Source organism: Serratia sp. N21D137 (genome assembly GCF_047530005.1).
Taxonomy (GTDB): domain Bacteria; phylum Pseudomonadota; class Gammaproteobacteria; order Enterobacterales; family Enterobacteriaceae; genus Chania; species Chania fonticola_B.
In genome coordinates, this window is record NZ_JBLJAJ010000011.1 from 1 (window position 1) to 19036 (window position 19036).

The following is a 19036-nucleotide window of genomic DNA, read 5'->3' on the forward strand; positions in this document are numbered from 1 at the left end:
TGAAGGACAAGTTAAAAAGTGGTCAGTTGAAGAAGCCGGCAACCGCCGACATTTCTGGCTAACCGCTAACAGGGGTGGGTCAGATTTACTTTGGCAGCCTGGGTCACTATTCGATTGGCATTGACACCCACCAGAGCTGCGTGAACGTGCTGTCCGAATGCTACTGGAACAACGGCTCTGAACATGCTGCCATAAATTCTATAGCCCCAAAGATAGGTTGTAGCCCCCGACACCCTCAGAGCTTGGATACGCCAGCATGAACGCAATAATGCCGTGGGTGATGGTGGCCTCTCTACAGATGAACGGCAGCGGCTTAAAGAGCTGGAGCAGGAGTCCGTGAGCTGCGGCGCAGCAACGATATCCTGCGGCAGGCCTCGGCTTATTTTGCGAAGGCGGAGTTCGACCGTCTGTGGAAAAAATAATGCCGCTGCTGGATGCCCTCAGCGGTAGCCACGGGGTCGGACCGGTATGCCATGAGCTGAATATCGCCCAGTCGACATATTACCGGTACTGTGGATATCGCCAGCATCCGGAGAAACATAGTCAGCGTGACCGCCGTGACGACCAACTGAAACGGGAAATACAGCGGGTGTATGACGAAAACTACGGTGTCTATGACATCCGTAAAGTCTGGCGCCAGTTGCAGCGTGATGGCTTCAGCGTGGCCAGATGCACGGTGGCACGGCTGATGAAGGCGATGGGTCTGGCCGGAGTTCTTCGGGGTAAAAAAGTGCGGACTACGGTCAGCCGGAAAGACGTTGCGGCAAGCGACAGGGTAAACCGCCAGTTCGTGGCAGAACGGCCCAATCAGCTTTGGGTGGCAGATTTTACGTACGTGAGCACCTGGCAGGGGTTCGCCTACGTGGTGTTCATCATCGACATGTTCGCAGGCATTATCGTGGGCTGGCGGGTGTCATCGTCGATGGAAACCACGTTCGTACTGGATGCGCTGGAGCAGGCTCTGTGGGCCCGGCGGCCGTCCGGCACTATCCATCACTCGGATAAAGGCTCGCAGTACGTATCGCTGGCGTACACGCAGCGACTGCAGGAAGCGGCTCTTCTGGCTTCAACGGGCAGCACAGGTGACTCTTATGATAATGCCATGGCCGAAAGTATTAACGGGCAGTATAAAGCGGAGGTGATACACCGGCAGAGCTGGAAAAACCGACAGGAAGTGGAGCTGGCCACACTGGCATGGGTGGACTGGTACAACAATCGTCGGCGGCTTGAGCGGCTCGGCCATATCCCACCAGCTGAAGCAGAAAAAGCATATTACGCTTCCATCGGGAAAAAGGATCTGGCAGCCTGAGTTCCCGGACTTAACTCTCTCCCACAAAACCGGTACGGTTCAATCTTGGATACTAAACTCCCTGAGAGAGGTAAACAGGATGACTAAAAATAATCATTTTTCCCCTAAGATCCGTCAGCTGGCTGTCCGCATGGGTCTGGAAAATCAGGACGGCTATGCCTCGCAGTGGGCAGCCCTGACCTCCATTGCCCCTAAAATCGGCTGCAAGCCGGAGACCCTAACCCTGCGTACCCGCACCTGCCTCTGAGCGCCAGTGGTAGGCAGATAGCCGATGCGGCTTACCAACTATGACGGTGTTGACAGCTATCAAAAAATGAATGAGGGCATCAACGCTAAAACTACATTTTTTTCATATGAAAATGAAATCCAAGATACAGAAACGCTATGAATTAATTGACATAAATTACTGTTCGCTGAGATCATGTCGCACACAGCTCTTGAATGAGGAATGAGCAATGGCAGTGAGTATAGCGGAATATTTAGGCCAAAGAACAGATGTGGAACAACAGATTGTACCCGTCGCAAGAGGCACACTGGCACAATGTCCTTTTATGGATCGCACCTGTGATAAAGTAAGTAAAAACAATCATCCGGTTTGCTCTGTCCGTAAACCAGACGGCACTATTTGGATCGTCTGTGAACATAGACTTTGTTCTACACGCCAAAAAAAGACAATCATCGTCGGTGAGCGTACACAGCTAGTTGACAATGTTTTAGTTGAACATCAGAGAGATATTTTAAGAAAAGTAGCAAAACTAATTTATCAGGATCCTGAGTTGCAGGATTCAGAGATCGGAGTAAAAAGAGAAGTCAATATCCCTTTACCTGATTCAGATAACAGCTACCACGCTGACTATGTAATGAGAAACTTTTCAGGTAGGGGAAAAGTTGACGAAGTCCTCCTCGAAATGCAAGGTGGCGGAGAAACAAGCAGCACAGGGGCGATTACTCGCCATATTGCCGTATGGGCTGATCTTGAAATCCCTACGAATGAAATTCTAAGAAGACCTGTAGCAGCGAATACTATCGAAACCAACGCATGGAGACGACAGCAAGAACAATTTCTGGTGAAGGGAAATGTTGTTGATCAAACCGGTGGGAAAATCGTTTTTGCTGTTGGTAGCTTACTCTATGACTATTTGCACAGACGTTTCAGGAATGCAAATCTAAGGGATCTTAAAGCACATAACTGGACACTTTGTATTTTAGCTTTCAAAGAAGACACGTCGGAAGAACCACAACCGGGTCCGATTCCGTTGATCATTGATGACTCAAAAACATTATTCACTAACTATTCAACGTTTGTAAGATTTTTAACAGATCAGGGCGCACCACGCCCTGAGCTATTCGAAGGATCATTCTTATGTTTAGACAATAGTACTATTACGATCATGCCTCGTTGAGCATCAACTGGTCCACAAGGACAATTCGTTTTCCTATCCACTCGGCAATAGGGACCGCAACAGCGTTCCCTACTGCTCTGAATCGATTAGAGTCCAGTTCTCTGGAAACCCCTGCAGACGCTCGTACTCGGAAGGCAGCATCCGGCGCACATACAGCATCTGAACTTCCTCTTGAGTCAAGGGTGTAGGTTTCTCCGTCGTTTCTGTACCCTTTTGCTTGAGGTCCTGCGGTTGCTTTTCGTCCAATACTTGCATGCTGGATAGAATAGATATCTGCTTTTGATAGGCCTGTATCAGAGGCTCCGGAAGCATTTGCCCTCTCTCCTTGGCCCTGTTTATCAACGATTCTAGTTGCTCCGGATTCAAAAAGGACTCGAGCGGAGCGCATGTCTCCAAGACTTGCGACAATGTACACTCTTCTTCTGCGCTGGGGTGTTCCAAAGTATTTTGCATCCAATACTCTCCACGAAACGCCATACCCGAGTTCGACCAACGTATCGATGACAACTTTGAAGTCTTGTCCATTGTGGCTGTTGAGCAGTCCGGGAACATTTTCAATAACAAGCCATTCAGGCTTTCTTTCTTCGATGAGTTTTGCATATGTATAAAATAGGCCGCTTCGGGCCCCCTCTAGACCTTTTCGTTTCCCTTGGTTAGCTGACGACACATCCTGGCAAGGAAAACCACCACACCAAACACTGCTTTCTGGGATGTCATCAGCATTCAGTTGTGTAATATCTGCATGTAATGGAACTTTCGGCCAATTCTTTCTAAGGACTTTCTGGCAAAACTTGTTGATTTCACATTGAAAAACAACTTCCATCCCCGCTTTTTCAAGACCAAGATCGAATCCACCAATCCCTGCGAAAAACGAGGATACTTTGTACTGCTTTAGTGGTTTCTTTTTCATATCGACTTTTTCATCATTTTTGATCTGTAGATCCTAACGGAAATCAATCTGGATGGCCACCTTTTTTTCGAACTAAGGTAAGTTCACTGGTATCCAAGCATTGATTCTGAAATTTACAAAACAGAGAGACTGTAATTATATACAGTTAAATTGAATTTCCAATAGGACTCTCTATTATTGCGAAAAATGTTCCATTTTCGGTTAATCAAACGGACTAACCCCCTTCTTACGGTTTGCATCAAGAAAATCCGCCCACCACTGCAGCATCAATCTTCGCTCATCCAAATGCTCAGCCTGAATAGACCCGGGTTTCGTAGACACTTTTTTGCCTCGTTTGGCTCATCTGCCGCTCAGCCGCATCCTTCGACCACATCCCTGACTCGATCAACGAACTACACCATACCCGCAGACATCGGTTTCGAAGGATTCTGGTATGTAGATAAAGCTCGACTCAAGCTCCTATTTCATCGAAACCAAACAAAAAATAAGTGTTCACGAAAACAAGCAGCACCAGCATTGATACTAGCACTGCCGCTCCCTATAAAAAAACCACGTCAGCCTAAACACGATACCCAAACTCCCCATGCACCACATTCCCATCATGCTCCAGGTTATCCATATAGTCGGCATACCACTGCAGCATCTCACGCCGCCCATCCAGATACTTTGCATGGTTGTAGGTACCACGGATGCTGTTCTTATCCACGTGAGCGAGCTGCGTCTCGATCCAGGCCGAGTTATAGCCTTGCTCGTGCAGGATGGTACTCATGGTGTGGCGGAAGCCGTGGCCGGTCAGTCGTCCCTTGTAACCCAATAGCTCAATGACCTGATTGATGCTTTCCTTGCTGATTGGCTTACGCTGATCGTTTCGACCAATGAACACCAAGGGATAGCCGCCAGTCATTGGCTTGAGAGAGTTGAACAGCTCGATGACCTGAGTCGATAAAGGAACGACATGTGGTCGCTTCATTTTCATCACTTCAACCGGTATGTTCCACAATCCCTTGTCGAAGTCGATATCCTGCCAGCGCGCAAATCTCAACTCCTGGGTTCTTACGCCCGTCAGCATGATGATCTTGGTTGCCGTTTTAGTGATGACACTGCCAGTGTAGCCAGATAGGTCTTTGAGGAAATATGGCAGTTCTTGAGCCGTCAGGAAGGGGAAGTGCTCTTTCTTCGGCGTTGCCAGAGCGCTGGCGAGATCGGGAGCAGGGTTGTAATTAGCTCTGCCGGTGATAATGGCAAAACGAAAGACCTCTCCGCAGCGTTGGCGAACCTTACGCATTTTCTCCAGCGCCCCGCGCTTCTCCATTTTGCGCAGTGCTTCCAGCAACTCCATCGGCTTGAGATCGGCAATAGGACGTTTGCCAATATAGGGGAAGATATCTTTCTCGAAGGTATCAATGATTTCATCACGATAGCGCAATGACCAGCGGTCAGCTTTAGCCTGATGCCACTCGCGGGCAACGGCTTCAAACGTGTTCTCCGAATTCAGTTTCTGAGCAAGCTTCTCAGCTTTTTTGGTTTCACCAGGATCGTCACCTGCAGCCAGAATCTTTTTAGCTACATCGCGTTTGTCACGGGCTTCTGCCAGAGATACATCGGGGTAAACGCCAAAGGCAAGACGCTTCTCTTTCTCGCCGTAACGGTACTTCAATCTCCAGTAACGAGAACCACTGGTTTTTACTTCAAGGTAAAGCCCTCCTCCATCGAAGAGCTTGTACGGCTTGTCTTTTGGTTTAGCAGTTTCAACTTGTCGGGCTGTTAGCTTCATAGGGGGCACCTCAAAAATGGGGGCATCGCCAGTGCCCCCTATGGTGCCCCCAGACTACACTTGATTTGGGTAGACATGAGTTGACACCAGGAGAGCGAAAGTGGCTTAATTTGCGGGTATTATAAGGGATTTATTGACTTTAGTGGAGTTCAGAATACATCGAATGGCGGAAGATCACAGGAGTCGAACCTGCCCAGGACCGCTGGCGGCCCCAACTGGATTTGAAGTCCAGCCGCCCCACCGGGGACGAGGATCTTCCTCTGGAAACAGGAAGCAAGTCGCAGATTATAGCGCGAATCCCCCTAGCTGCTAAGAGGGAATTCAAGTTTCCGCGATCCCCTTCTTACACTTGCTCTCCCGCACAAAACTCCCGCCTTTTATCTGCTACCCTAACCGAGCCCGGGTTATTAGCCCGTACATTGCTGGAGATGCTATGACCAAGAAAGTTGCCGTCCTGCTGAGCGAAGGATTTGAAGAGGCCGAGGCGGTTATCGTGATCGACGTGTTACGTCGTATGGAGATAGAGGTAGAGCTGCTGTCCTGCCAGGATAGGCTGGAGCTGCGCAGCTATCACCAGATACGTATGTTTGCCGATGCTCTGTTGGAACGCCGCATGGACCAACTGTACGATGCCGTGGTGATCCCCGGTGGGCCGCAGGCTACTGCCGCAATGGCGGAAAACGAGCTGGTCGTGGAGTTTATCCGCCGCCACGATCGTGCTGCCAAGCTGATCTGCCCGCTGTGTTCTGCCGCCGCTCGCGTGCTGGCTGCCAACAAACTGCTGCAAGGCCGCCGTTATGTCTGTTCTGGCGATCTGCATCAGGAGATCGAAGATGGTACCTACGTGGCTGAAAGGGTTGTGGAAGATGGCAATCTGATCAGTGGCCAAGGGTTGGGGGCCGCGTTTGATTTTGCCTTCACCGTGGCCTACCGCCTGACCGGCGATCGCACTACCACGCAAGAGCAAGCCGTACATATCTATCACGAAAACTGGCAAGCCCCACAGGCAGTGCATTAATCGCTACTGCTGCTAACTAGGCGCGGCACAGTTTACGTTTTCCGGCTCCGATGCCGAAAGCGAAAATTGTTACCGCGCTTTCTGTTTTTTACGGCTACTCCTCGCTATCCAGGTACAACGTTTTGATCCCGCTTTTGCTACGTTTAGCAGCAACCAACGCATAACAATGACCTGTAACTGTTTTGCCAGATTAGGTGAAGCCGTGGTCAGTAATACCACGATCATCAGCACGCCGGTAAAAATCCCCTCTATCCGGCCCATCGTTTTTAAAACCAAGAAAAAAGTGCGGGAATAAGCTGCACCTTTGGCGAAAATTATTCAGATTGATGACAATATGGCTATCCTTCTGAATTTTTCGGGGAAAATATATTCGACCGTAGGGTCGAAGTCAGTTGAATAACCATGACGTCGCCAATACCTCTTCCCCTGTAATAGTCGGTAGTCCATAATTACACCATGCGATGCTTTCACGGGATCTATGCTAAGAACTGGTGGATAGGCTCGCTCCCATCCTACTGGCCGGATATCTCTCTTCATCCCAGGTAGTATCGCTGGTACACTATATTGTACAGGTGGGCGAAACGTCAGACGCCGAAGCCTTTGTACGCCAACTGGCACAGCGAGTGCCGCAACATGGGGACACACTGATGACCATCGCACAACAGCTTGAACAGAAGGGCATTGAGAAGGGTATCGAGAAGGGCATTCAGCTTGGTCGGCAGGAAGGGCATTCAGAAGGCGAGCGCGATGCTACGCTGAAAATTGCCCGTACCATGCTGCAGAACGGTCTCGATCGCAACACCGTCATGAAAATGACCGGTCTGACCGAAGACGAGCTGGCACAGATCCGCCACTAATCTTATTAGAACAATGTTCTAGCCTTACTGTCGGACCTTGCCAGTAGTCTGAATAGTCGCAAAGGGACTATTTTATGGTGGGACTATTACCTGATGATATAGCAAGGTTTGGCAAATAACGGCGGTATGAAGAATTGCCGTGTAGTCGCACCGCCAGGATATTACACAAAATTGAACGTAACGCGTTTAATTAAAATGAACAACTAATAATAGCAGGGTCTTATATCTTTCCGAAAAGGGGTGATTCGCTGTATTTTATTTGTCACCGTCATAAAAAAGCCTCCCCACCATGGAGAAGGCTTTGAGATAAAAGAGCCATTCACGGTGCAGTAACGCCTTCATTGTTACCGCGCTTTCTGTTTTTTACGGCTACTCCTCGCTATCCAGATACAGTGTTTTGATCCCGCTTTTGCTGCGTTTTGCCGCAACCAGTGCATACAGCGGGATGGTGAGCATCATCATCAATACCCCCCAGAACATGGCATTGCCTCCCGATCCGAACAGGGCAAACAGACTGTAGAGAATGCCAATCACCGCCAACGTGCAGTAGAAAATGAAGCCCCCGCCCTTATTCAAGGATTTGGCCACCATGATGATCGGTAGCGCGACCAGCGCATAGATATAGGGCAGTAAAGAGGCAAACACCGACATCAGCACAATCACCTGAAACTGTTTTGCCAGATTAGGCGAAGCCGTGGTCAGTAATACCACGGTCATCAGTACGCCGGTAAAAATCAGCCCCTTCATCGGTACATCGTTTTTGTTCACCACGGCAAAGAATTTCGGGAATAACCCCTGCTTCGCGCCAGCCTTGGGGGCTTCAGACTGCAAGATCAACCAGCCAGAGATCGAACCGAAACAGGCGATAATGCTCAGTGCGGAAACCACTTCCCCGGCGAATTCACCAAACATATAACGGGCAGCATCGGCAAAGGGGGCGGCGGAATTCACCAGTTCGCTATGCGGTACTAACCCCATGATCACCGAACAGCTGGTGACATAGCACACGGCGGCAATCAGCAACCCCAATACCGTCGCCTTGGGCACCGTGGATTCGGGGTTTTCCACCTGTCCGCTGGACACCACTGCGGATTCCACCCCCAGAAAGCCCCACAAAGCCAAAGATGCGGCGGAGAGGATTGCCGAAGCGTCGCTATCCTTGGTGCCATTATAAACTTCGGTGAACAACGCGGGTTTGAACCAGAACCAGCCAATAAAACCGATCCCCAGCACTACAACCAGCATGCAGCAGGCGGTGAATGATTGGGAGCGCCCGGCCACCCTAGCCCCCAAAGAAGCCAGAGCGATAAACCCCCAGAGGATAACAATGGCGGTGATCGAGCTGACCAGCGGATCTTTGAGGATGGGGAAGAAATAACTCAGGTAACCCACACCCGCCACCAGCAGCGCCACGTTACCCACCCAGGCGCTGATCCAGTAACAGATGGTGGTCTGAAAGCCAATAAATGGCCCAAACGCGTCGCTGGCATAGGCAATAATGCCGCCGTCACGCGGTGTCACCATGCTGTTTTTCGCAAACACCAGCGCCAGGGCAATCACACCCACAATGGTAATCACCCAGCCAAATAAAGAGATAGACCCGATGCCTGCCAGATTGGTTGGCAGCATAAAGACCCCGGATCCCATCATGTTAGAGGCGGTCACCAGCGTCAGGGCGACCAACCCCATTTTTTTCACGGAGGCAGTATTAACAGAAGCCATGATATTTCCCATCATTATTGCGTTGATACACATCTTGAAGAGGGTGCGGATCGCACCCATGGGGATAAAGCGCGGGCCGATTAACGTATGGAAGCGCTGGCAGGCGTTTCTTTTATGCACCGCACCCAATAAGTGCCGTTCTCATCCACTTCCACACCCTGCAGTTCATGTTCAAAGCCGGGGAATCGCTGGCCGAAGGTCTGCAAGGCCACCAGGTAATCGACGATGGCCCGTGATTCTGACGTCACCTTTTCACCTGGCATGATGAGCGGAATGCCCGGTGGGTAAGGGGTTATCATCACGCCCAGCGTGCGGTTGCATATGTCGGCAGCCTTGACCTGCTCGGTTTGGTCGGAGATCAGGCATTGGTAGGCCTGGGAGGGGGTAAGAACAGGGATGGCCTCCGCAGAACAGGCAAGCTCCAAAAGTTCGGCAATTTTCAGCTCGATATTGGCCTGATGGATCGACCGGCATAAATCGCCGATGCCCATGTTGCGATAGGCGGGAGAGCTGGCCGCAACCTGCGGAAGCACCGAGGTCAGCGGGATATTCTCGTCATAGTGATGTTTAAATATCATCAGCATGTCGATCAGGGTATTCCATTTGCCCTGGGTAGAACCCAATGCAAATAACACCAGAATGGTGTAGTCGCCGTTGCGGGCCGGGATAATGCGCTGGGTATCCAGGAATTTTGCCACTACCGGCGCGGGGATGCCGAAAACATTCATCTTTCCTTGCGCGTTCAGCCCAGGGCAGGTAATGGTGACCTTGATGGGATCCAACATCGCATAACCCTCCGGCAAGTCGCCAAAGCCGTGCCATGCCTCTCCGGCTCGCAACTGCCAGCAGGTGGGATCGTTGGCTAGCACCTCGTCGGCCACCTGGGTGAAAGGAACCTTTTTGCCCTCCTGCAGCAACGTGCTCGGCTGCCAGACATCGAAGAACCATCCCTTGTCACTTTTTTCCGCTTTGAGCTTGTCTGCGACGGTCACCAGCGTCTTGCGGAAGCTGATAGCATCGTGGATAGCTTCATCGACCAATGTCTTACCGGCTTGCCCTTCCATCATGGCGGTCGCCACATCCATTGAGGCAATGATCGGATAGAACGGTGACGTGGTGCCGTGCATCATAAAAGCCTGATTGAAAATGTCGTAATCCACCGGGGCACGTTTGGAATTGCGGATATGTATCATCGAGGCCGAAGAAAAGGCCGCCAGCATCTTGTGTGTCGATTGCACGGCATACAGCGTTGGGCCGTTGTCTTTATCTTCGGGGACATCCATGGCGAACCGCCCCTGATACAGGGGATGGAATTTCGCATAGGCATACCAGGCTTCATCAAATTTGATCCGGGGTACCGACTTGGCCAGCTTTTGGGTGACGGCAGTGACGTCATAAATCAAACCGTCGTAAGTACAGTTAGTGATGATGGCATAAGCGGGGCTGCGGTCTTCTGCCTGATAAGCCAGCACGCTGTCATCGATTTTTTGCTGGATCGCGCTGGCCTCAAACTGATCGGGAGAGATCAAGCCAATAATGCCGAGCCCATTACGCGCAGGCTGGAAATAGACGGGTTTAGCCTGGGAGATGGTCAGCTCATGGTTGACGGACTTGTGGCAATTGCGGTCTACCAGGATGATCTTATCTTTTAAATCAATTGAGTGGCCTACTATCTGGTTAGACTGGGAAGATCCGCCTGTCACGTAGAAGGTTTTGTCCGCGCCAAAGAGTTTGGCGGCTCGCGTTTCCGATTCGCCCGGCGCTCCCTTATGTTCAAGCCAGTCCCCCATTTCCGGCGTAGAGATGCCGATGTCTGCCCGCATCAGGTTTTCGCCAAAGTAATTGATAAACTCACGGCCTACCGGGTGCTTAAGGTAGGCAACGCCCCCTTGATGCCCCGGGCAATCCCAATAGTAAGGGCTGTCTAACGCGTAACTTTTTAGCGCGGCGAAGTAAGGCGGCAGCAGGTTCTCAATATACTGGCGTATCGCCAGATGAATGCGGCCAGCAATAAAACTGGGCGTATCTTCGCTGATGTTGATGTACTCATGGATCTCTTGAATCACCTCCGTCGATAAACGCCCTAACAAAGGCACACTTGACGAAAAGAAGATGGGCACCCGGCTGTTTTTAGCCCGGATCACGCGAATAATCTCCTTGATAATGGGAGAACCCCCGCCCAAGTTAGCACCATCACACTCATTAATAATGATACAGCCGATGCCCGCTTCTTTTCGGGCCATCACCAGGGCCGTTTCATTGCTTTCCGCGTGGATAAAATGGTAGTTATTTAATGCCAGCACCTCCTTAATCGCATGATAGTCATCATCGACCTGTATTTTATTATCGCGTACAGAAACAATTAATATTGGAAAATCAAGATTGCTTGCGTAACTCATTGTATGACCTCTTCTCATCCATGTCATTGAGATATCAACTGGGATGCCAGATGATGAAAGCGAGCATACTCTTGAAGTACAAACAATAAACTGTACCAAAGGTACAGTTTTGTAGTGAGGTGATTAGCGGATGATATAACAGGGTTTGGAAAATAATGGTGGGATATAGAATTGCCATTGCTGCTTTCTGGCAAAAAATATAAATTCCCGAGTGGTTTCACAATGGACCTTCGCCAGAATATTACTTTTATGGAATTTTATCGTTCTCAACGTTCTGTTGAGAATACCGGCAATCTCTTTCTCCGCCATGCCTTGTAACAGCAGAAAAGCCACGACCCACTCCTTAGCGGATAAAATCTCGGAGGGACAAGCAACGGTTAATTTACCGATATCATCACCAGAGACAAAAAAACGTGCGGTGATGGAGTGCAGTGGTTTGATATGGCTGATAATACCAGAGCAATGAGCCTGTTTGTCGTAGTAGGGCATGCGTTCACAATAAAACACGCTGAATATGCGTTTGCTATCGATAGGGAGGATCCCTATTGCTTCAATCTTCCTCATCTCATCAATAACGCGTTGATCATGGATGGAGATAAAGGGCTTAAAAGGGGCTAGTGCGGAAGGCCTCCCATTTTCTTCCGGCTTCAGCAATAGGCCATATCTGGCATTGGCATACACGGGCTTTTTATGCACGTCCTTTAAACACCAGGCCTCATCACTAGACTCCCACGCAATCAGGATCTCCAAAGGAATAGCAATAGCTAACGAATTTAATTTCACAATAATACTTTCGGTACTGACACGAGACATTTTCCCACCTTCAATCCTTGGTGCCATTATTCGCAATACAAATGGCGACATAGTGTAAAACGCCCAGAGCAGACTACCAGAAAGCCAACCTGAAGCGGCAAGATTGAAAGTAACGTTTTATTAATATACTTTCCTGAAAATGAACGTGCCCTATATCTACTATGCTCCTCAAAAAGCGGGGTCACTTAACGTATTTCTTCATCACCGGAATAAGAAAGCCTTCCCCCAATCAGGAGAAGGCTTGGCGATAAAGGAGAGTGTTACGGCTGTAGCAGGGCTTTCACATCCAGCAAAATAAACTCGTTATCATCTGCCACGTTGGGTTCGCGGCTGGAAGAGAACGGGAAATTATTGTCGTTCCCCACGATGATATGGCTGCCATCCACCATGTCGACATTCTCGATAGTAAAGAACGGGAAGGTCAGCACGCCGTTATTCAGCGGTTTACGCGCCAGCTTCTGTGGGTCCTGAATGTTCAGCAAATCGATATATGCCCGTTTTTCTACCGGTTTGCCGACGTTAGCGTCAGAAAACGCTATTTTGTACACCCGTTTGAATTTGGCGATCTGGCTGAAGCAGTTATCCGTTGGCGCACCTGCCACACAGGCTTTATCGGCAGTACCTTCACCATTATCACGTTCGATCACCAGCCCGTGGGTGGCGTCGATCATATTGAAATCACCGATGGCGTTCTGATTGTCTTCCAACACGTACTGCCAGCTACGGCCTGTCCATGCCTGCTGTTTGACGTCAAACTCCAGCACCCGCAGATAGCGTTTGCCCGCCAGGTTCTCAAACTGTTCGCCGTCCCACAGCGCCCCTTCCAGCAGCGGATACAGCTTGCTGCCATCCGGTGATACCGCCATTCCTTCAAAGCCCTTGGAGCGCGCGACCTGGAAGTTCTGCTTGCCGTCCGGCGCACCTGGCAGCGTCAGCGTCGGGTTATCCGGCGATTTCACGACCTTGCCATCAACCTGGGTATCAAACACCGCCAGCACCTTGCCGTTCAGATCCGCTTTAATCAGGTAAGGGCCAAATTCATCGCCGATCCATAGGGCATCGTCGGCAAACTGGAAGCTTTCCGGGTCGAAATCGCTGCCGGTCAGGTAACGTTTGTCGGTGCTTTCATTGACGATATGGAACGGGACTTTTTTATCGGGATCGTGCAGGAACAGCGTTTTTAGCGGCGTTACCGTACCTTCCTTGAAATCGATACGGTAATGGTTGAGATACAGCATGGCGTCCGGCGAGTTGGCTTTGCTGCCAAAGCCGTTATCGGTCAGCACCCAGTAGGTGCCATCCGGCATGTGTTTGATGCCGGAGTGCCCCTGCAATGGCTGACCATTGATGGGTAGTCCGATGCCGGTCAGCCGATCGGCAGATTTCCCCGCTACGCTGCCCAGTTCGGTGATGCGTTTGCCGCTGGTGTATTTACCGCTCTGTTGCAGATCGGTTGGTGCATCCTGGGGGGCCGTGACGCTGGACTTCACCGGTAATACGGCGTGCCCGGCCAGCACGGCGGGGACTTCCTGAGCCTGCGCCCATAGCGTGGTGCTGAATGCCAGACAACTGGCCAGCAGTGCCAGGCGGGAGGGTAATTTATGCATATAATGAATTCCCTGGTTATGGTTTTGCCCAAAGGTAAAAAGCAACGCCACTATAGGGAGCCGTAATGACAGAAATATTATCTGCCACGTAACAAACAATGCCCACACTGCGGTTTCAATAGCCAGCCTCCCCAAAACGGTCGCGGCACTCTTTGGGCGTCATGTCATAGCCCTTCTTGAACACCGAATAGAAGTACTGCAACGATGGGTAGCCACACATCTGGGAAATTTCGTTGATGGGTAATGAGGTCGCGGTGAGTAAATTGCGGGCGCGATCAAGCTTCTCTTGGTGGATGGCGTTATGGATCGTCTGGCCGGTTTCATCCTTGAAGCGTTTTTCCAGATTGGAACGGGACATGCCCACCGCATCCAGTACCTGCTCCACCTTGATCCCCTTGCAGGCATGGTAACGGATATAGTGCATGGCCTGGATCACCGCCGGATCACGCAATGAACGGAAATCGGTAGACCGCCGTTCAATCACCTTCACCGGCGGCACCAGAATGCGCTGTAGCGGCAGCTCGCGCTGATCAAGCAGTTGATGCAACAGCTTGGCGGCACGATAGCCCATCTGGCGTGTCCCCTGCACCACCGACGACAACGCCACGCGCGACAGATAGCGCGTCAGCTCTTCGTTATCAATGCCAATCACACAGAGTTTTTCCGGCACAGGAATATCCAGGTGCTCGCACACCTGTAACAGGTGGCGCGCCCGCGCATCGGTAACGGCTATAATCCCGGTCTGCTGGGGCAAGGTCTGCACCCAGTCCGCCAAGCGGTTCTGGGCGTATTGCCAGTTCTCCGGCGCGGTTTCCATCCCCTGATACACCACCCCCTGATACTGTTCCGCCGCCACCAACTGGCGAAAAGCCTGCTCACGCTCCTGCGCCCAACGCTTCCCCCCTTCCACCGGCAGACCATAGAATGCAAAGCGGTTCAGCCCTTTTTCTTTCAGGTGCATAAACGCCGCTTCCACCAGCGCATGGTTGTCGGTCGCGATGTAATGCACCGGCGGGTAATCCGCCTCCCGATGGTAAGAGCCCCCGACGCCAACCAGCGGCACCTGGACGTTACGCAATAACTGCTCGATATTCCGGTCGTCGAAATCGGCGATCACGCCGTCCCCCAGCCAGTCCTTGATATTATCGATGCGGCAACGGAAATCCTCTTCGATAAAGATATCCCAATCGCTTTGCGACGCCTGTAAATACTCGCCAACGCCCTCCACCACCTGCCGGTCGTACACTTTATTGGCGTTGAACAACAGCGTAATACGGTAGCGCTTCTTAAACATGGGGGCTCCCCAGCAATAAATACGGCCACAGCTACAAGTGTGAAGCCACGCCTACACCCGGCGTTTGGTCGCGGAATCCATCCACACCGCCAGCAGCAAGATCGCGCCTTTGACGATATATTGCCAGAACGTCGGCACATCCAACATGCTCATGCCGTTATCCAATGAGGCCATGATAAACGCCCCCATCACCGCTCCCGCCACGCTACCGATCCCCCCGGCAAGGCTGGTGCCACCGATCACGCAGGCGGCGATAGCATCCAGCTCGGCAATGTTACCGGCAGAGGGCGAACCGGCCCCCAAGCGCGAACTGAGGATCAGCCCGGCAATCGCCACCATCAGGCCGTTGATGGCAAACACCGCCAGCTTGGTACGTTCAACGTTAACCCCGGAAAGCCGCGCGGCATCGATATTACCGCCGATGGCATAAATACGGCGGCCAAAGGCGGTACGCGACGCCATAAAGATCCCAGCCAGCATCAATGCGGTCAGGATCAGCACCGGCGTTGGTACCCCGCGATAGTCGTTCAGCAGATAAATCGCCCCTAATACCAGGATGGCCATGATGCTCTGCCGGGTGATATCACCGCTCGCTGCCGCTACCGGCAAGCCCAGCTGTGTACGTCTACTGCGCCGCCGCCACTGCCAGGCCACAAACAGCATCAGGCCGACCGCGCCAATGCCAAAACCCACTCCGTTAGGCAGGTAGCTCTGGCCAATCTGCGACATGGCATTGCTGGTGGGTGACACGGTGGTGCCATTGGTAATGCCGATCAGAATGCCGCGAAACGCCAACATCCCCGCCAGGGTGACGATAAACGAAGGAACTTTACGATAGGCGACCCACCAGCCATTCCAGGCCCCCAGCAATAGCCCCGCCAACAGCGTGACCACGATGGTCAACGGCAACGGCCAGCCGAACCAGACGTCAAATATCGCCGCCGCGCCCCCCAATAGCCCCATCATTGAACCAACGGAAAGGTCGATCTCCGCCGAAATAATCACGAACACCATGCCCACCGCCAGAATGCCGGTGATCGCCGTCTGGCGCAGCAGGTTGGAGATGTTACGGGCGCTGAGATAGGCCCCTTCGGTGGTAAAGGTAAAGAACAGCATGATGACGGCGATCGCCGCCAACATCACGAACACCTGCAAGTTGACGGTTTTCAGCCCGAACAGCGGCTTTTTTGCCCCCACTGCCGGCAGGCTGGCTTCAGATTGCGTGCTTTTCAACATGTGTTTCACTCCTCAAGGCCGCTTCCATTACCTGTTCCTGGGTCAGATCGCGGTTCACCAGATCGGCTTTAATCTGCCCCTGGTGCATCACCAATACCCGATCGCTTAACCCCAGCACCTCCGGCAATTCGGAGGACACCACAATCACCGCGAGCCCCCGCTGTGCCAATTGATTGATTAACTTGTAAATCTCTTGTTTGGCACCGATATCAATGCCGCGCGTTGGCTCATCCAGAATGAGGATTTGCGGGTTCAGCAACAGGCACTTCGCCAGGATGGCTTTCTGCTGGTTACCCCCGCTGAGACGGGCGATAGCCAGCTCCGCAGAAGACGTTTTCACCCGTAACCGTGCCAGCGATTGTTGGATAGTTGCCTGCTCCTGCGCATCATCCAGCACCGTCAATGCGCCACTGAAATCCCCCAGCGCCGCCAACGTCATATTGGCCCCCACGCCCATTACCGGCACGATGCCATCGCGCTTGCGGTCTTCTGGCACCATGGCGATGCCATATCGCATTGCCTCGCGGCAGTTGGTGATGGTGGCGGCCTGCCCTGCGATGGTGATCTTGCCCTGCCAACGCCCCGCATAGGCGCCAAACAGGCACTGCATGGTTTCGGTACGCCCGGAGCCAACCAGCCCGGCCACGCCGAGGATCTCCCCACGCCGTAGGGTAAAAGACACATTATCGGCCCGGCGGATATGGCGGTTGACCGGGTGCCAGGCAGTGAGGTTTTCCACCTGCAGGACCACCTCACCGATGGTATGGGGTTCCTGCGGATACAGCTCGGTCAGCTCACGGCCAACCATCATGGCGATGATATCGTCCTCGCTCATCTCCGCCGCAGGCCGGGTGCCAATGTGCTTGCCATCGCGGATCACGCAGATAAAGTCCGAGATCGCTTTCACCTCGTTGAGCTTGTGCGAAATATAGATACAGGCGATCCCGTGATCGCGCAGATCCGCAATGATCGCCAGCAACGTGGCGGTTTCACTTTCGGTCAATGAGGCGGTGGGTTCATCGAGTACCAGCAGGCGCACCTGTTTGTTCAAGGCCTTGGCAATCTCCACCAACTGCTGTTGGCCCAACCCCAGTTCACCCACGCGGGTATTAGGGTCAACCTCCAGCTTAACCTGCGCCAGCATGCGCTGGCAGCGCAGGTACATGTTGTCGTAATCCATCACCCCATAGCGGCCCCACTCGTTGCCGAGAAACAGGTTCTCCAGCACCGTCATCTGCTTCACCAGGGCCAATTCCTGGTGAATGATGGCGATGCCTTTCTGCTCGGTATCGCAAATGGTTTTCGCCGTAACAATCTCGCCCGAAAAATAAATATCGCCCTGATAACTGCCGTGCGGATATATTCCGCACAGCACTTTCATCAAGGTGGATTTTCCTGAGCCATTTTCACCGCACAAGGATAATACCTGCCCCGCTTCCAAGTGCAGGCTGACATTATCCACGGCTTTCACTGCGCCGAATTGTTTAGTGATATTTCGCATTTCTAACAGGCAGGGCATTATTCACTCCCCCCAGATGGCATTGCCATTAATTAAGATCGGATTGCTTATGGAAACCATCGGCAATAACCGTACTGTCGATATTCGTTTTATCCACCTGTACCGGGGTTAATAACCAGGCCGAAACCTCTTTACTGCCATTATTTAATTTGGCATTGGACTTGGGTTGTTCCCCTTTGCCCAGCTGCACGGCGATATCCGCCGCTTCGTCGGCCAGCTTGCTGATCGGTTTATAGACCGTCATGGTTTGGGTGCCAGCCACGATGCGTTTTACCGCCGCCAGATCGGCGTCCTGACCAGAGATCGCCACCTTCCCCGCCAGCCCTTGTGCAGCCAGTGCCTGAATGGCTCCACCGGCGGTGGCATCGTTGGAGGCCACGACCGCGTCGATATGGTTATTGTTGGCCGTCAGGGCGTTTTCCATGATCTTCAGCGCGTTTTCCGGCAGCCAGCCGTCGGCCCACTGATCGCCCACCACCTTGATCTTGCCGCTGTCGATCAGCGGTTGCAGCACGGTCATCTGCCCCTTGCGGAACAGCTTGGCGTTATTATCCACCGGCGAGCCGCCCATCAGGAAGTAGTTGCCCTGCGGCACGCGCTGCACCAGGCTTTCCGCCTGCATTTCACCTACTTTCTCATTATCAAACGAGATGTAGAAATCGATATCGGCATTGTTGATCATGCGGTCATAGGCCAGAACCTTGATACCTTCACGCTTCGCCTCGCTGATCACGTTGCTTAGCACCTGGCCGTTATAAGGGATGATCACCAGAACATCGACGCCGCGGTTGATCATATTCTCGATCTGCGCCATTTGGGTTTCTTCATTGCCGTTGGCCGACTGAACAAACACCTCGGCCCCCAGGGCGTTGGCTTTCTTGACAAAAATATCGCGGTCTTTTTGCCAACGTTCCAGACGCAGGTCGTCGATAGCCATACCGATTTTAATCTGTTGGCTGTAGCCCGGTTGGCTGGCCAGTAGCAGCAGTGCGCAAGCTGAAAGCAAGAGTGGTTTGAATTTCATTTTATAACCCTTGAGTTGTGTAGGGAAATAGTTATCCGTACGCTTTCAAACGGCAAAATTGAAAGGTGACGAGATAAAACACGAAACTTCCAGTGGATTGTTGTCGCTTATGCGGTGTTCAGCAATTACAGATTTTCACCAGTGAATTACG

The 19036-nt window shown here is 52.0% G+C and carries 13 protein-coding genes, 1 tRNA gene, 3 pseudogenes and 1 other annotated feature; of the genes and pseudogenes, 5 read left to right on the plus strand and 12 right to left on the minus strand.

What is annotated here, in order from left to right; translation table 11 throughout:
* The first annotated feature begins 157 nt into the window (after positions 1-157).
* From ACMV5H_RS10860 to ACMV5H_RS10870, 3 genes and pseudogenes are all read left to right on the plus strand, one after another.
* A pseudogene (locus ACMV5H_RS10860) lies at positions 158-1309 on the plus strand (IS3 family transposase).
* Positions 377-493, plus strand: a sequence feature (AL1L pseudoknot). It overlaps the preceding pseudogene by 117 nt.
* 79 nt (positions 1310-1388) lie before the next feature.
* Positions 1389-1556 carry a hypothetical protein gene (locus ACMV5H_RS10865; protein ID WP_414821816.1) on the plus strand — a complete coding sequence of 56 codons (168 nt, stop codon included), beginning with the start codon at positions 1389-1391 and terminating at the stop codon, positions 1554-1556.
* 208 nt (positions 1557-1764) lie between these two features.
* Positions 1765-2712 (plus strand): hypothetical protein, encoded by a 948-nt coding sequence (locus ACMV5H_RS10870; protein ID WP_414821817.1) that lies wholly within the window; start codon positions 1765-1767, stop codon positions 2710-2712.
* Here the strand turns inward: ACMV5H_RS10870 and ACMV5H_RS10875 are convergent.
* The 4 genes and pseudogenes from ACMV5H_RS10875 to ACMV5H_RS10890 all read right to left on the minus strand — a co-directional run bounded on the left by ACMV5H_RS10875 (position 2699) and on the right by ACMV5H_RS10890 (position 5655).
* The gene (locus ACMV5H_RS10875; RefSeq protein WP_414821818.1) at positions 2699-3622 is read right to left on the minus strand and encodes a DNA cytosine methyltransferase; all 924 of its coding nucleotides are present in this window, start codon (positions 3620-3622) and stop codon (positions 2699-2701) included. The two genes, ACMV5H_RS10870 and ACMV5H_RS10875, sit on opposite strands and share 14 nt — an antisense overlap.
* A 201-nt stretch (positions 3623-3823) precedes the next feature.
* A pseudogene (locus ACMV5H_RS10880) lies at positions 3824-4019 on the minus strand (integrase); the annotation flags it as partial.
* Positions 4020-4181: 162 nt separating this feature from the next.
* Positions 4182-5396: a tyrosine-type recombinase/integrase gene (locus ACMV5H_RS10885; protein ID WP_414821819.1), complete on the minus strand. Its 1215-nt coding sequence runs from the start codon at positions 5394-5396 to the stop codon at positions 4182-4184.
* Between the two features lie 164 nt (positions 5397-5560).
* A tRNA-Sec gene (locus ACMV5H_RS10890) sits at positions 5561-5655 on the minus strand.
* A gap of 174 nt (positions 5656-5829) precedes the next feature.
* On the opposite strand from ACMV5H_RS10890, the gene ACMV5H_RS10895 reads away from it, so the two are divergent.
* Positions 5830-6414, plus strand: coding sequence for a DJ-1/PfpI family protein (locus ACMV5H_RS10895; protein WP_021181316.1), 585 nt, complete (start codon positions 5830-5832; stop codon positions 6412-6414).
* Between the two features lie 485 nt (positions 6415-6899).
* Positions 6900-7271: pseudogene (locus ACMV5H_RS10900) on the plus strand (Rpn family recombination-promoting nuclease/putative transposase); the annotation flags it as partial.
* A 369-nt stretch (positions 7272-7640) separates the two neighbouring features.
* Here ACMV5H_RS10900 and ACMV5H_RS10905 read toward each other — a convergent pair.
* The 8 genes from ACMV5H_RS10905 to xylF form a co-directional block, all read right to left on the minus strand.
* The gene (locus tag ACMV5H_RS10905) at positions 7641-8993 is read right to left on the minus strand and encodes an amino acid permease (RefSeq protein WP_414821820.1); all 1353 of its coding nucleotides are present in this window, start codon (positions 8991-8993) and stop codon (positions 7641-7643) included.
* Positions 8994-9073: 80 nt separating this feature from the next.
* Positions 9074-11392 (minus strand): Orn/Lys/Arg decarboxylase N-terminal domain-containing protein, encoded by a 2319-nt coding sequence (locus ACMV5H_RS10910; RefSeq protein WP_414821821.1) that lies wholly within the window; start codon positions 11390-11392, stop codon positions 9074-9076.
* A gap of 123 nt (positions 11393-11515) precedes the next feature.
* On the minus strand, positions 11516-12205 hold the full coding sequence (locus ACMV5H_RS10915; RefSeq protein ID WP_414821822.1) for a helix-turn-helix transcriptional regulator: 690 nt from the start codon (positions 12203-12205) through the stop codon (positions 11516-11518).
* A gap of 260 nt (positions 12206-12465) precedes the next feature.
* Positions 12466-13812: an esterase-like activity of phytase family protein gene (locus ACMV5H_RS10920; RefSeq protein ID WP_414821823.1), complete on the minus strand. Its 1347-nt coding sequence runs from the start codon at positions 13810-13812 to the stop codon at positions 12466-12468.
* Positions 13813-13927: 115 nt separating this feature from the next.
* Entirely contained in the window at positions 13928-15106 is a 1179-nt protein-coding gene (gene xylR, locus ACMV5H_RS10925; protein WP_059199223.1) for a D-xylose utilization transcriptional activator XylR, read from the minus strand.
* A 51-nt stretch (positions 15107-15157) separates the two neighbouring features.
* On the minus strand, positions 15158-16342 hold the full coding sequence (gene xylH / locus ACMV5H_RS10930) for a xylose ABC transporter permease XylH (protein WP_414821824.1): 1185 nt from the start codon (positions 16340-16342) through the stop codon (positions 15158-15160).
* The gene (locus ACMV5H_RS10935) at positions 16320-17861 is read right to left on the minus strand and encodes a xylose ABC transporter ATP-binding protein (protein ID WP_414821825.1); all 1542 of its coding nucleotides are present in this window, start codon (positions 17859-17861) and stop codon (positions 16320-16322) included. Before ACMV5H_RS10935 ends, xylH begins: the two co-directional genes overlap by 23 nt.
* 28 nt (positions 17862-17889) lie before the next feature.
* Positions 17890-18885, minus strand: coding sequence for a D-xylose ABC transporter substrate-binding protein (gene xylF, locus ACMV5H_RS10940; RefSeq protein WP_179246279.1), 996 nt, complete (start codon positions 18883-18885; stop codon positions 17890-17892).
* Positions 18886-19036 lie beyond the last annotated feature (151 nt).